Genomic DNA, 13,301 nt, shown 5'->3' on the forward strand with positions numbered 1-13,301 from the left:
CTTGAGCAAAAATTATTTTTTGACAATAAACTCATGCGTTAATAAAAGCTGTAAGACATCATTAATTAATAGTTCTGCGCCCTTCTGATCAGGCTGAGGAAACGCCTCCAAATAAAGATCTAATAGTTGAGCCAGGCTTTGTGGCCAGGCAAGGGCCTCCCATAAGACCGCTGCTACAGAATTTAATGCAACCGCTCTCCAACTTTTGGGATGCATCATGATTAACTCATCCTCAAAAGTCTCACTTTGCACGCCTGCTAACTGTTGATACTGACTGTTCTGATCGATTAAGGGCATATTCATAGGTTTATCAATGATTTTTTTTGGAGTCCAATTTAGGGCCAAATTTTGAATGTGATGCATTACTAACTGCGGATCACCACCCACCAATTCAAGCGGAAAGGTATAGAGCGAATCATACAATCCCAAGCGTAAGGTATCGCACAAAAATTGGAAGCGCTCTTGACTGATCTGTTTATGCTCAAGGAGCTCGTAAGCTAGCATCCCCAATTGGATCGGTACGATCAATGGATTTGAACTTAATACTTGTAAGGCAGGTGCACTATATCTTGCGGCTAGTAACATCAGTGCGGGTTCATGCCTAAGATCATAGCGATCGATGATGCCCTCATCTTGCGAAAATCGATATAGATAAACCCAGAGTAAGGCATTGAAATTTCCTCGAAAAGTTTCACTTCTTGCTAGGGCCAGTAATTCACCCCTAGATAGTTGTGATAAATCTTCCTTACGCTGAGCAATTCGGCGATTTCGCACATTTTTTTTTGTTAGAGTGCTCTTATCCTCATAGCCATTATGAACTAGCGCAATGCCAGGCGCTAATTTAGGGGAGCTTCGTAAAAGTTCATTTCCATCTAAGGTTAACTGCTCGTGGACCAAACCCTTCCAGGCAATATTTTTTTGGTGGCGATGAAGCCTAATGGATGCGCTTGGTAGCATCCCCGATTTCACCACCATTTGCACTGCATAGATGGGGTCACACATTGCACCCCAATTTAATCTGGGAAAGGAGAATAGATATTCGTCACTATCGATCCAGAGCACGAACTGAGAAGTGACGAAGTTCAAAAGTTGATTGCGTGCAAAAGCAAAATCATCAGTCCAAATAATTTGATGCTGATGCACTCCGGGCAATCCATGAAGTAACTCTCGGGGCTGATCAACACCCACATGAATAGTGAGGTTAAACCGACTCACAGACTCAATAGTTTTAAGAATAGACTCTCTTCGGTCTGCCCCTAGTATGCAAACGGAAAGGGATTCAATAGATTCAGGATGCAAAAGCTACGTTGGTGCTAGCATCAGTCAAGATGATCGCAGCAGGAACGACTAAGCCAGCAAGCGATATTTTCTTGACAAGATTTCGACGAACCTCATTTGGCATATCGCCTTGGACATCGTCATTGCCTACATTTTCAGTCATTCCATTTTCATTATTGTTTTTCATAGCTCACACTTGATCAGTATTTTAAAATTTCTAGGCAGATAAATTTAACATTGATATTTGCGTCTGTCAAAACGATCGCAACAGGCCCGCCACGGATGCAATGGATATTTCCTTAATCAATCCACGTCTTACGATATTGGTTAGGGCTACACTATCCTCCCCTACAACATGAAGTTAAGAATTTTGATTATCCTTGAATTTGATTCACTTGATCAATTGAGCCAATCCTTACTAATACTATCCTTATATTAGGATCTTTTTTAGCATTAAAGCATCCACTACTTTTAATAAATTAAAACTCGTATTTTTTAAAAAGTGAGGCAGGAAGAATCTTCGCCAAAATGGCAACAATCATATCTTGTTTATCAGAACGTCGCCATAACTGCCATAGACGAAGATACCTGCGCTCTAAACGCCCTACTCCCGCAGAAAATAGTTTTGGGTCACTTAAAAGAACTCTTGCTTCCCAACGCTCAAAAGCATCAATATGGATTTTTTTTAAAGCACTCAGAACCCAAATTGGCGCACCTAAATCATATTGAATGCGTAAATATTCCAATGCCCATAATATCCGCAGGGTAACTTGGTTCTCCTGCGTAAACCCAACAATGTAATTCCAGTCCAACAACGCCCCATCTTTTTGGATAATCATGGCCGCATCCATGATCCATCGAATGCTACTTTCTGCTGACCCTCTCATTCCGTGCAATAGAGTATGAATAAGCATATCTTCATTTGACAGCCTCAGGCAAGACTCTCCTTCCCAGGAAAAGTCGATAGCCCTATTCCAAAGTTGGTCGTTGACATTTTTTTTTGCGCAATCATGAAATAACTTCCAGTGAAGATCAAGCTTACCAAACAGCTCATGATTAAAAGTTAAAGAATTAGCCCCTGCTAATAAGGTTGACAGGCTCTTTTTTCCTCCCCCATCATCAATACAAACCCAACCATTGCTTCGCAATAATTCATAAGTTTTTTTAACATCTTCTCGATGAATCAAAATATCAACATCGCCTATCGGTCGATGAAAAGGTTTTTCATAGTAGTTCACAGCTAAGGGCAATCCTTTAGCCACCAAACTAGTAATGCTATGGATGTTAAAAAAAGAAATAATTTGCTTGGCGTGAATCAAACTGCGCTGAGAAAGCATCCAATGCATTTGGTACACATTTTTTAAAAAAAGTAACTCTTTTGATGGAACACCCCAAGATTGCAGGCGGGAATACAGTATCGGAATTAAGCGCAAGGTTGCAGAATCCCAACTATCTTGATTTCCTGCAATAACTCTCCATTGCTCAAAAGTCTCTAAAACAGAATTCCTATCGAGCAGCATTTTAAGAATGAAGGCTTGGGAAGCATTGGGGAAAACTTGATAACTATTTTTCATTAACTATCATTTTAGGTTAATGGTGCTTAGAGTGGATTTGCCCCCGCATTAAAGGACCGCGGGTATCAGTTAGTTAATTGACTACCTTTCACGGAACATCCTCGGTGAAAGATATTTCAATGCACTGTGAGGATGTTTTTGATTGTAATGCTCGAACCAAACTTTCAACCTATCCATATCGGTAGCCGAGTCCGGCCTGTTGGCCAGACGGACATAATCTCGTTTGAAGGTTTTAACAAAGCTCTCGGCCATGCCATTACTTTGAGGGATTTATACTGGCGTTGTATTCGCCAAGGCTGTGACCTGCCAAGAGGTCCCCGCCTTGTCCTGTGCTCGCTACCGCATCACGGTAGGCCATGGCGTTGACCGTAAAAAGTGCGGGTTGTGTGAATTGGGTCTGCCCAAGCTGTCGCGAGGGGTCTTTGAGGCAAAGTTCGCGAATAGAGTAACCTAGCACGGTATTAGCTTGCGCTTCTATTTCTGGGTAACGGTCAAACAGGCCTTCACCCATTCCGACGCGTTGCGATCCCTGTCCAGGAAAAACATAGGCGATTGAATTTAATTTCAGCATTGTGTTGCAATTCCTTTTGAAAATTCAACTCTACGAAAGTATAGGGCAGAGGTCAGTCAGGCAGCAAAATGGATGATTTTCTCGAGCGCAACTACCACTGTTGTGCGTCCAGGATGAACCAGTGCAAAGGATAGCTCTTTTGAGCAAAGCGAAATAAACCGGTATTGAGAAAAGTTTTCAAAGCCGCCTGACCACACAGGGTCACCAGCGGAGGGATCTGCCCGAAGCCTTAAAATAGAGAATGGCGTTGTGAGCCCACACTTTAAGATTTTGCTAAGCGATTCTTTGACTGTCCAGACGCGAGTGTAGCGCTCTGCTTCTGAGGCACAGAGCAGGGTAGGCGGCAATTCCTCTTGGTCGATATGCTGCTTGAGCGTCTCAACCAGTGTAGGATCCTTCCGCTCAAGATCAATTCCTAGTGGGTGACCTGTCGGGAAAGCGACTGCAGCCGCGAGGTTGCCACTGTGAGTGATGCAGATAGAGAGATCTTCACAGCCCGGACCGTTGACCAAAGGTTGCTGAAATATCCCAGGTTTGATCTGAATGGCTGGGGCAGAGTGTATGGTCGGGGCAGAGCGGGTGTCAGAAAGATAAAGGAGAGCACGCTTTGCCGAATAGCGTCCCAGCAAGTAGTCTTTTTTTCGTTTCAGGGCACTCAGCGAGTGAAAATATTTCAGTTCATCAGGATGCAGCACTGACTCTGGTCGTTTAGAAAGCGCTTCATACTTTGAGGCGTGGACCAAGTACAGACAGGCTGTCTGGCAGCCTGATATGCGTTGAAGCTCTACCTCGAGCAGCAGTTCTTGAGGGCGTGTCCCGGTTTTTTCTGAAAGGTACTCAGGTTTTTTTGGGAGCCAAGCAGGGCCTTGTTCATGCATGAGAGGCAATAAAGCTCGTATGAAATAGATCAAGAAATTTTTGACGAACGCAGCTATCACGCATACTATATATTACAGAATCCGCTGTATTGGCTGCAAAAGTTTATAAAGTCGCATGTTTAAAAGGTTCGGCAGTCATGATACTTGGTTTACCTAAAAAAATAATGCATCGTTTGTCTAAGTGGTTTCGACGTCACATTATTCTAATAATGATACTGTCAGTGGTTGCGGTAACAGGTAGAGGTGGTCTGACTACGTTGGACAGTCTTTCAAGGAAGATAAGTGAAAGTCATTGATCGGTCATGTCAAGCCGCTTCCTTCAGCCCGTTGTCTTTAAAGTAAACCTCATCTGGTGTCTGCTTGGCAAGCGATTGATGCGTTCTTTTTGTGTTGTAAAACAAAAAGTAGTCTTTGATGCCCTCGCGCAATGCCGCCATTGATTCGTACGCCCTAAGATAAACGTTCTCGTACTTTACAGAGCGCCAGAGTCGTTCAACAAAAACATTATCTACCCAACGGCCTTTTCCATCCATACTGATCCGAATACCGTTTTCTTTCAACACCCCCGTGAAGTCCTCGCTGGTGAATTGGCTGCCTTGGTCAGTATTAAAAATCTCTGGCTTGCCATACCGACCAAGGGCCTCTTGAAGCGCTTCGATACAAAAATCTGCTGTCAGAGTATTGGATATTCGCCAGGCCAAGACCTTACGGCTCGCCCAGTCCATGATGGCAACGAGATATGCAAAGCCTTTAGCCATAGGAATATAGGTGATGTCGGTTGCCCAGGCTTGGTTGGGGCGATCAATCACTAGATCCTTGAGCAAGTAAGGATAAATCTTATGACCTTTAAATGGAATACTCGTTCTGGGTGCCCGATAGATCGCGTGGATGCCCATCTTGCGCATCAGGCCGCGCACCCGATCACGGCACACGCTCATACCACCTCTGGCGAGTTGATCTTTAATGCTTCGTGACCCCATCCATGGAAACTCTAAATGCAACGCGTCAATCTTACGCATGAGCTCAAGCGATTTGCTATGGTCAGCCTTAGGTTTGTAATAAAAAGTCGACCGCTGCAGATCCAGCAATTCGCATTGGCGGCTGACCTTCAGGGCATGGGTGCGGTCAATCATCGCTTTGCGCTCGGCAATCCCGCCTTGGCGAACGCTCGTTCGAAAAAATCGACTTCCAGCGTCAATTGTCCGATCTTGGCGTGTAAATCTTTGACTTCATCCTCAGATACCGCGCCAACGGGTTCTTTGCCAAAGCTTGCAGCCATGTTGTCAATTGCTTGCTGGCGCCATTGCGAGATTTGGTTCGCATGCACTTCAAACTGTTCTGCTAACTCCGCGAGAGTCTTATCCCCGCGCAGCGCTGCTAAAACTACCTTGGCCTTGAAATCGGCCGTGTGATTTCTTCTGGGTCGTCTCATCATTACTCTCCTGAGCGCTCTGCGCCAAAAAGACCAATGACTTTTTATCACTTATCGGGCTGTCTAGTTTGGCCAGACCGGCTCTGATTGATGATTCCCTTGTGGAACCATTCAAGCATGCGCTGACGATATCGCTGAAATCGAACGACGCGACCGTGGTCTGTGAGTATGACAGTAAACCATAAGCGACTGAATGCCGTTATTCTTTTTCGAGCTGGATTCAAGTGAAGCGATCTCATAAAAGAAATATACAGCCTTCTGTTGTGTGCGTCAGATACCAGGCCATCTGTCTTGGCCTGCGTGGCTAAAAGTCCCTTTATCCTAAGTCCACTAGGCTGAACAACTTATTTGAGATATCCCGCGTAATTGTCTCAGCGCGATAGGGTGAAGTATTCAAGTCTTTACTCCGGCCAAGCGATTGACCGGCACGAAACAATCTGAATAACGTTACAAGCTTGTCAGCCAATGCTGCGGATGAGCCGGGCGCGAACGCCCACCCTAGGCCCGCACGACACAAGCGGTCAGTTTCGCTACCTGGTAACGCAATTGCCAAGATAGGTTTACAGGTAGCAAGATAGTCCACGATCTTCGAAAGTAGGAAATGTGGCAACAGTGGATTGTCCCCATCAGGCTCAATAGAAAGAAGCAGATCAGCTTCGGCCTGCAGTTGTTTTGCCCGGTCGAAAGACACCGGACGATGAACGAAACAGTTTGGTGACTTACTAATGGCTATCGCTATCTCGTCAGAAATGTTGCCATAAAAGTCGATCTGGATCTGGTCCACTATTTCTGGAGCTGTCTTACAAAGAAGACTCATTGCTTCAAGCAAAGTCTCAGGATTACGATCGCTATGAATTGCACCGGTATATACAATGAGCATTGGTCCTTGACAGCGAACAGTCGTTTGTAATGGGTGGATTGCGGGCATCATATTTGGGGTCACTGCTATAAATGGAGCGCGTGCAGGGTAGCGCCTGCGATAGTAGTCGGCCTGTCCCTCTGTCGTGAGAGAAATCATGTCCGCATCAGCAAAACACATAGTTTCCTGTGCTTGGTCAATTTTTTTGCGTCGACTTGATAGTGGCCGGTAAGGGCTTCCGAACCATGGATCACTGAGATGCATGAGCCACGGGCGACCCGTCATCGATTTAATCCGCCGTGCGAGCATGGCGGCGGAAAACGATCCTGAGCGGGAGTAAATGACATCTGGAATATCTGGCAGCCGGCGCAAAACATACTTCGCAAACCAAGTTATCCAGAAATCCCTATCAGGGCTGTGCAAAAAAGATAGGCGGCGATTTGCCAACACACGGTGTGTGACCTGATGGAATGGCAAAGCGGGCGTGATAACGTCAACCCTATGACGCATTATTGCTAGACTAGAGTCCTTCCAAGCCCACCCTGCGACAATCGGAGTAGTAACAAGGGTAACCCTGATATCTTGGTCGAGAGTATCGAGGAACCTGCTGACTTGCATTGACTCTGGGCTATTCTTTGGCGGGGCTGATGGCGCAATCAGCAGGATGTGAAGTGGACGAGTCATAGTTCAAGCTTTATATATTAATAAACACAGCCCCGAAAAATCGAATAGATAAACTGTCACCTTTTATCCATCCGTCCGAATTTCAGGAGCCCTCTCTCATCGAAGAAATCCAGCGCGGCATGACCGACTCCTCCCCTTTTTAAGGGTCAGTCAACTCAGAGCCTATGCGGCCATCGACCTCCCCGCAAAGCGTGCGGTAAAACCGTCCATGTCTCAAGGCCAGCACCTCCAAGTCATACTTGGTCGCTAAGAATTGGCGAGTATGCTCCAGTTCCCCGATACATAAATCTGGGGTATTTAAGACCTCTTCAATCGCCTTTGCCATTGCCGCCACATCTTTCGCTTTGACAAGTTTGACACAACCCGTCTCTGCCACTCCATCCCGTGTTCCTCCAACATCTGTTGCCACGCATGGGATTCCCATCGCCTGCGCCTCAATTAATACGCGAGGCACTGCCTCGGAGTAGCTCGGCAAAACGACCAGCTCGCTGTCTCGATAGCATTCACGCAAAGCGACCTGATCCAAATTTCCAACAAAACGAAAAGATATCGTACGCAGTACATGGTGAGACTTGATCTTCTTTTCCAGCCATCTACGATAGCTTTGGCTATTGGTCTGCCCTGCAAAAACCACCATCAGTTGACTCAAGACGCTTGAGGGCAAAAGCGCCAAGGCGTCAATCATATCGTGGATACCTTTTTGGTAAGTAATACGCGCTGGTACCAACAAAATGCGGCAACCGGTATCGACACCGATGCGTGATCTAAACCGCCCATGATCAACTTTTGCTGGATCAAAAAACATCAAATCAATACCATTTTGAAGTAGCGCGAGCTCCTCACCATTTGGCTCGATCAGCTCCCTCAATGGTAACGGACAATCTGTTAAAGTCACCGCGCCAAATCGGTACCGTTTAGCAATTTCAATCAGCAATCGATGATCCGCCTGCTCAAAGCCGCCGTGGTAGACCACCGCAGAAATTGCCCCAGCTTCTGTTGCCACTTTTAAGCGGGCATGGGCCAGTGGCTGATAGGGGCAGTGATCGATATACAAAATATGTTTATCAGGATAGTGGAATTTCACCTCACCGATAATGTCGCGTATAAAATCAACGACACGATCATTGAGTTTTATCTTGGCACGAATCCCCGGCACACAGCGCGCAAACCAACGATTTCTTGGAAAACACAAAACCCTAATGATCGATCGAATTGGCCGCATCAGAGCTAGCGCATTTTTTTCTTTCAGAAAACGTAACTTGTCGATCAACTCAGATGCAATGCGAAGACAAACAGTTTTTTCTTTAAAAGCCTCTGAGTGACCATGCGCAAAATCAGTTTGTCCAAGTGGATTAATGATGCCTAGACGAAGGATTCCGCGAGCATCGAGATAAACCTGATACGTCGTCAAATTCAGGGTAGATCCAAGCACTGCATTAAGGCCTTGCAGGTGAGCACTCAACCCACCACTGCCATAATAGCTTGCTGAGTAGCGCACCAAAACAACGGTTTTATGCAATTCAGCTAATGAGAGATCATCAGATTCTTTGTCAGTGAGCATAGCTGACGATATGGATTGATGATTCACTTGTGGAACCATTCAAGCATGCGCTGACGATATCGCTGAAATCTAATGACGCGACCGTAGTATGTGAGCATGACAGCGAACCATAAGCGACTAAAAGCCGTTATTCTTTTTCGAGCTGGTTTAAAGTGAAGCGATCTCATAAAAGAAATATAGTGTTCAGCCGTTTCATCGAAACGGGCTACCTTTATTCTATCGCCAGTTTGACCAAGCGCCTCAATTGCAAGGTTTAGGGTCGCTAAGACGTCGTTTTTGCCGTTGAACATAAAATTTGCATGCTGACTTTTTGCAAGAATCTCAGGGTTTGCGCCCGATCGGCGAGCCACACACGACAACCCACAGACTAGGGCTTCTAACAATGCATTTGAACAGGTATCGTCCTCAACGGCAGAGACGTAAAGGTCGCTGGCTTGTAACGCCTTTGACAAATCGGCGCTACGCATTGGTCCAAGCATCTTGATATGCTTGAATTTAACGGGTGAATGACCAATAAATAACATTTCAATTTGATTAAAGTCCAGGTGCTCGTCAAGATATTGCAAAATATCAAAACCCTTCTTTGGGTTTGTTGACCAACTCGACGCAACAAGTTTCACGATTCTGTTGTGTGCGTCAGGTACTGGGCTATCTATATTGGTCTGTGCGGCTAAAAGCCCTTTTGCACATCCAACTGAATCGTAATTTGAAATACTCTTGGGAGTAAATATATCCGTGTCTGGCGCATTCAGAATCACGATGTAGTCTGATTGCTTGGGGAATCCATAACGGATGTGGTTTTCCATGGACCAGACTGACTGAAATACCGTTGCATCTGAAATAAATCGGTTGGCCAAATATGAGATTTTGTCCTGTGTGACACCAGTGGTTTTTCTGTGCAACCGAAACACACCATCCATGCGATGAATAAATACAGCTTGAGGGTTTATTTTTCGAATTGCAGGCAGGGAGGCAATCAGGTCGATGCTATTAAACAGAATGATATCTGCTTGGCCAGAATCTGTTTCATAAATACCCTGATGAATGAAATGACGCCTTAACGCACTGAGGAATTGATTGCCGCCTCCCCAAGGGTGGTCCTTGAAGTCATAAAGTATGTGCACTTTCAATGGTTTGGCTCACTCATCAAGATAATCCACGATGCGCTGTGCATAGCGCGACAGAGAAAGCTCGGCTTCAGCCGTTTTTCTCAACAGGTCACTGCGTTGTTGCAAGGCCGTTGTGTCGCGTAGCTCGGCCTTGATAGTTCGTCGCAAGGTCGAATAACTACTATTAGTTGGAACAATAATGCTGGCTTTCGCAAAATACCGGGCAAACGCTGAATCATCGGGATGATCAGTGACCGGCACTGTGCCAACCATGGCCAATTCGACAAATCGAGCCAAATTGTATTTCATGACCGATGAGCAGCCAAGACCAAGCCGAGCATTAAGCAACTGCTGCTGATACGCGCTGTATTGTCTGGCAACTGACGCGTGATCGTTTAGCCGATAGCCTGGATGAACATAAATCTGACCAGGTAGCATGTGCAATCGAACCAACCATGAAAAGCGGTTTCGAAGCGGATAAATAGCCTTGTTCAGGTTACCCGTTACAAGACACGGAATTTGTCTGTCAACAATTGGAGGGTTAATCTCACAATGAGGTGCAGCATGTGGCATATGCCTTGCCAAAGGTATATCCAAACGCCACCGTTGATAGTCATTCTCATGGTGAAACACCACATGCGTTGGCCTGACATAACCCATCTCACGTCTAATGGCCTGTGCGTCATATGCCTCGTTAAAAACGAGCAGTTTAGGCAGTCGAAGTTCAGGCAAGTCGATATAGTCTTCGCCCTTGTAAACCCAAACGTGGGTCGGTTCCCAGCCGGGTTGGTGCGAGTTTTGCGCTAAGAAATGAGGAAGGTTTTGCTTGATATTTTGAGCGACTGTGAGTTTGATGTCATATGCAGGCCACCCTACTCCCCAAACTTTAAGCTCAACATCGGGGTGGTTTGCAAGTGCCTGACCGTAAAGCCAGCGCCCCATTGACATTTTGGTGTCATACCAACGTTTTGCAAAAAGATAAAGAATCCGCATCAGACACGTTGACCGTCTGGTAAATCCGACATGTTCAGGAGATCTGCATAGAGGTGCCAATGGGCCTGAGCAACCTGGCTCCAGTCATAGGCCGATAGGCATGTTGCCCGCTTCTGAGCGCGTTGAAATGCGGGCTCAAGATTCTGACAAACAACCTGCGCCTTAATCAACAAATCAGTGGGTCCGTCGGCAATCACTGCCTCATCAGCAAGCACTTCCTGCACCATTCCAACACGGGTTGACACCACTGGAACGCCACAGGCAGTCGCCTCAAGAACGGCCTTGGGCCCGCCCTCCTCCCTTGATGCAATGAGGTACAAATCTAAGCACGCGTAGCAATCTACAATATTTTCGTATCGATCTAAAAAAATGTGAGTGAAAGTAATGCCCTCCTGCTCAAGGCGATGCTTGACATAGCCACGTGAGGGTCCTGTAATGAAGCAGTGAACTGGGAAGGACTTCGCCAATGCCGTGACAGTATCAACAAAAACATCGGGCCCCTTGATCCATTTTGGCGAGTGCCCGTCTGGCCATCCTTCACTGTCCTTTTGAAATGAGCCAACACAAATAGATGTTTCGGGGATGCCAAAGCGAGCCCTCATTGATTGACGATGCGTGCTGCTCGTTGGCTGAAATAAACTGAGATTGACGCCGATGGGGATTTGCCTGATTTTTGACTCTGGAACGCCCCACCGAATAAGGCGTTCACGCATCGTGCCATTAGCAACCACCACACAAGAAAGGATTGGAACCAACTGTAAAAATCGCTCAAGCTGGCTATCCATCTTGTCAGAAATACCGAAGTCACCATGAAATATGGTCGACACAATCAAGTTTTGGTTACGTGCTGCAATTTCAGCAAATTGAAGTGTTAGCCCTAAACTGCCACAATGCACAATGGCTTTATGAATACTCCCGGCTCGATGCGTTGCAACACAATCGATACCAAGACGGCTAACGCCCTGACTGATATAGCGACCATCCCAGGTCACTGACCACTCAACACTCTCAACAATATAGTTCACGGGGCAAGAGCGCTGTCGCGTGAACAAATGCCATATATGTTGCGCCCTATCTAAAATATCTCTGCGTGACAACATCTAAACTTTCCCTTAAATATCTTGCACCGTGGTGGAACAACGGACTGACGCGGGTAGTCCTTCAGGGAAAAGCACTCGCTCGAGTTCGGCAAAATGTTTTTGCATCGAGTAACAGGTTTTGATGTGCAGAAAACTAGAGTTGCCCAGTTGACGGCGATATTGCGAGGAATGTAACACCCGAAGTAATGCGCTTACGAGGCTATCTACTGACCCTTTTTCAAACAACGCTCCTGCGCGACCATGATCAAGCACTTCCGCGATCCCTTTCGCATCCGAGCCGACACAGGGCAAACCATGTGCCATGGCTTCGAGCAAAGCATTTGGACAACCTTCATCATCTGAGGCCAAGACAAATACACTAGGTGACTGATAGATTAAATCAATCTGCCGCCTCGTTCGCTGCCCTAGAAACTGAACTCTGTTCGCACCGGGCTGCGAACGCGCAAGACTCTTCAGACTCGTTTCGGCTACACCTGACCCAATAATCAACAAATTCAATTCAGGAAACGCGTCTGATAAACGACCAAAAGCCTGAATAAGTAAATCGATTCGTTTGATAGGCCGAAGATTTGCAACCGTTACAAGATTGATAACTTCGGACTGATAATTGTCACACTGCTCTCTTTCTTTGACACCGTTGGTTAAGACAATAACCCGACTGGAACTCTGCAAAAAACTTTTAGGCATCGAGTCTTTCACCGCGCCAGACACTGCCACATATTGATCCACCAATCTACAAAAGATTTTATCTATCCACCTGTGGTGCCAGGGTTTGTAGTGATAGATCCTCGACTCTCTGACAATCAGTCTAAAGTTTCGGTTTAGCAGCTTTGCAAACAAGGCGATTTTGATTGAGCAATCTAAAGTGACATATAGATGAGAAATACCCTTTGCCCGAATGAATTGACTTAACTTGATAGCTGTTTGCAAAGAAGTTTCACGGCTTGAGCGCAAATTGTAGGCATTAATCTCATTGAGTGGGTGGCTCGATTCATCTAATGTGATGCCATAAACGGTGATCCCCAGTGCGCTCAGATAAGTCAAATCTGTAGCAAAAACTGTCTCGGCACCGCCGAGGTGAAGTGAATTGATCAAAAAGCCCGCGGCTCGACAATCAGCCATGACCTATTCCACGTTCATTGTGAACACGATAAAAGTTCAAGATAAGATCGATTCAAGTTCATAATGTAGTCGTCAGCTATGATGCGGGTTAGTGAGTTTCCCCTGAATGCGATAGCTGTGTCAAACTGATCGCTTTTATT

11 protein-coding genes and 2 pseudogenes are annotated in these 13,301 nt (G+C 46.0%); all 13 read right to left on the bottom strand.

Annotation, left to right across the window (positions count from 1 at the left end):
* Nucleotides 1-12: 12 nt before the first annotated feature.
* The gene (locus tag AC8GE9_RS07855; protein ID WP_506676602.1) at nucleotides 13-1,143 is read right to left on the bottom strand and encodes a PqqD family peptide modification chaperone; all 1,131 of its coding nucleotides are present in this window, start codon (nucleotides 1,141-1,143) and stop codon (nucleotides 13-15) included.
* 145 nt (nucleotides 1,144-1,288) lie between these two features.
* Nucleotides 1,289-1,465 (bottom strand): hypothetical protein, encoded by a 177-nt coding sequence (locus tag AC8GE9_RS07860; protein WP_506676603.1) that lies wholly within the window; start codon nucleotides 1,463-1,465, stop codon nucleotides 1,289-1,291.
* A gap of 292 nt (nucleotides 1,466-1,757) precedes the next feature.
* The gene (locus AC8GE9_RS07865) at nucleotides 1,758-2,852 is read right to left on the bottom strand and encodes a nucleotidyltransferase family protein (protein ID WP_506676604.1); all 1,095 of its coding nucleotides are present in this window, start codon (nucleotides 2,850-2,852) and stop codon (nucleotides 1,758-1,760) included.
* Nucleotides 2,853-2,933: 81 nt separating this feature from the next.
* A pseudogene (locus tag AC8GE9_RS07870) lies at nucleotides 2,934-3,119 on the bottom strand (integrase core domain-containing protein); the annotation flags it as partial.
* 10 nt (nucleotides 3,120-3,129) lie between these two features.
* Nucleotides 3,130-3,423, bottom strand: a pseudogene (locus AC8GE9_RS07875) (acyltransferase domain-containing protein); the annotation flags it as partial.
* A 56-nt stretch (nucleotides 3,424-3,479) separates the two neighbouring features.
* Nucleotides 3,480-4,301, bottom strand: coding sequence for a 4'-phosphopantetheinyl transferase family protein (locus AC8GE9_RS07880; RefSeq protein ID WP_506676605.1), 822 nt, complete (start codon nucleotides 4,299-4,301; stop codon nucleotides 3,480-3,482).
* A 305-nt stretch (nucleotides 4,302-4,606) separates the two neighbouring features.
* A protein-coding gene (locus AC8GE9_RS07885; protein ID WP_506676606.1) for an IS3 family transposase occupies nucleotides 4,607-5,736 on the bottom strand; the annotation gives its coding sequence in 2 pieces (ribosomal slippage) (nucleotides 4,607-5,469 and nucleotides 5,469-5,736; 1,131 coding nt in all).
* Nucleotides 5,737-6,049: 313 nt separating this feature from the next.
* Nucleotides 6,050-7,276 carry a glycosyltransferase gene (locus AC8GE9_RS07890; protein ID WP_506676607.1) on the bottom strand — a complete coding sequence of 409 codons (1,227 nt, stop codon included), beginning with the start codon at nucleotides 7,274-7,276 and terminating at the stop codon, nucleotides 6,050-6,052.
* Between the two features lie 139 nt (nucleotides 7,277-7,415).
* Nucleotides 7,416-8,837 carry a glycosyltransferase family 4 protein gene (locus AC8GE9_RS07895; protein ID WP_506676608.1) on the bottom strand — a complete coding sequence of 474 codons (1,422 nt, stop codon included), beginning with the start codon at nucleotides 8,835-8,837 and terminating at the stop codon, nucleotides 7,416-7,418.
* A 23-nt stretch (nucleotides 8,838-8,860) separates the two neighbouring features.
* Nucleotides 8,861-9,961 (bottom strand): glycosyltransferase, encoded by a 1,101-nt coding sequence (locus AC8GE9_RS07900; protein WP_506677135.1) that lies wholly within the window; start codon nucleotides 9,959-9,961, stop codon nucleotides 8,861-8,863.
* Between the two features lie 15 nt (nucleotides 9,962-9,976).
* Entirely contained in the window at nucleotides 9,977-10,939 is a 963-nt protein-coding gene (locus tag AC8GE9_RS07905; RefSeq protein WP_506676609.1) for a hypothetical protein, read from the bottom strand.
* On the bottom strand, nucleotides 10,939-11,964 hold the full coding sequence (locus AC8GE9_RS07910) for a glycosyltransferase (RefSeq protein ID WP_506676610.1): 1,026 nt from the start codon (nucleotides 11,962-11,964) through the stop codon (nucleotides 10,939-10,941). Before AC8GE9_RS07910 ends, AC8GE9_RS07905 begins: the two co-directional genes overlap by 1 nt.
* A gap of 87 nt (nucleotides 11,965-12,051) precedes the next feature.
* The gene (locus tag AC8GE9_RS07915) at nucleotides 12,052-13,161 is read right to left on the bottom strand and encodes a glycosyltransferase family 4 protein (RefSeq protein ID WP_506676611.1); all 1,110 of its coding nucleotides are present in this window, start codon (nucleotides 13,159-13,161) and stop codon (nucleotides 12,052-12,054) included.
* Nucleotides 13,162-13,301 lie beyond the last annotated feature (140 nt).

It is taken from the genome of Zwartia lucis (assembly GCF_965234455.1).
Classification (GTDB): domain Bacteria; phylum Pseudomonadota; class Gammaproteobacteria; order Burkholderiales; family Burkholderiaceae_B; genus Zwartia; species Zwartia lucis.

What these genes read in the sequence shown, in the direction of transcription:
- AC8GE9_RS07860 (WP_506676603.1), bottom strand. Translation starts at nt 1,465, where the DNA reads ATGAAAAACAATAATGAAAATGGAATGACTGAAAATGTAGGCAATGAC.
- AC8GE9_RS07865 (WP_506676604.1), bottom strand. Translation starts at nt 2,852, where the DNA reads ATGAAAAATAGTTATCAAGTTTTCCCCAATGCTTCCCAAGCCTTCATT.
- AC8GE9_RS07880 (WP_506676605.1), bottom strand. Translation starts at nt 4,301, where the DNA reads ATGCATGAACAAGGCCCTGCTTGGCTCCCAAAAAAACCTGAGTACCTT.
- AC8GE9_RS07890 (WP_506676607.1), bottom strand. Translation starts at nt 7,276, where the DNA reads ATGACTCGTCCACTTCACATCCTGCTGATTGCGCCATCAGCCCCGCCA.
- AC8GE9_RS07895 (WP_506676608.1), bottom strand. Translation starts at nt 8,837, where the DNA reads ATGCTCACTGACAAAGAATCTGATGATCTCTCATTAGCTGAATTGCAT.
- AC8GE9_RS07905 (WP_506676609.1), bottom strand. Translation starts at nt 10,939, where the DNA reads ATGCGGATTCTTTATCTTTTTGCAAAACGTTGGTATGACACCAAAATG.
- AC8GE9_RS07915 (WP_506676611.1), bottom strand. Translation starts at nt 13,161, where the DNA reads ATGGCTGATTGTCGAGCCGCGGGCTTTTTGATCAATTCACTTCACCTC.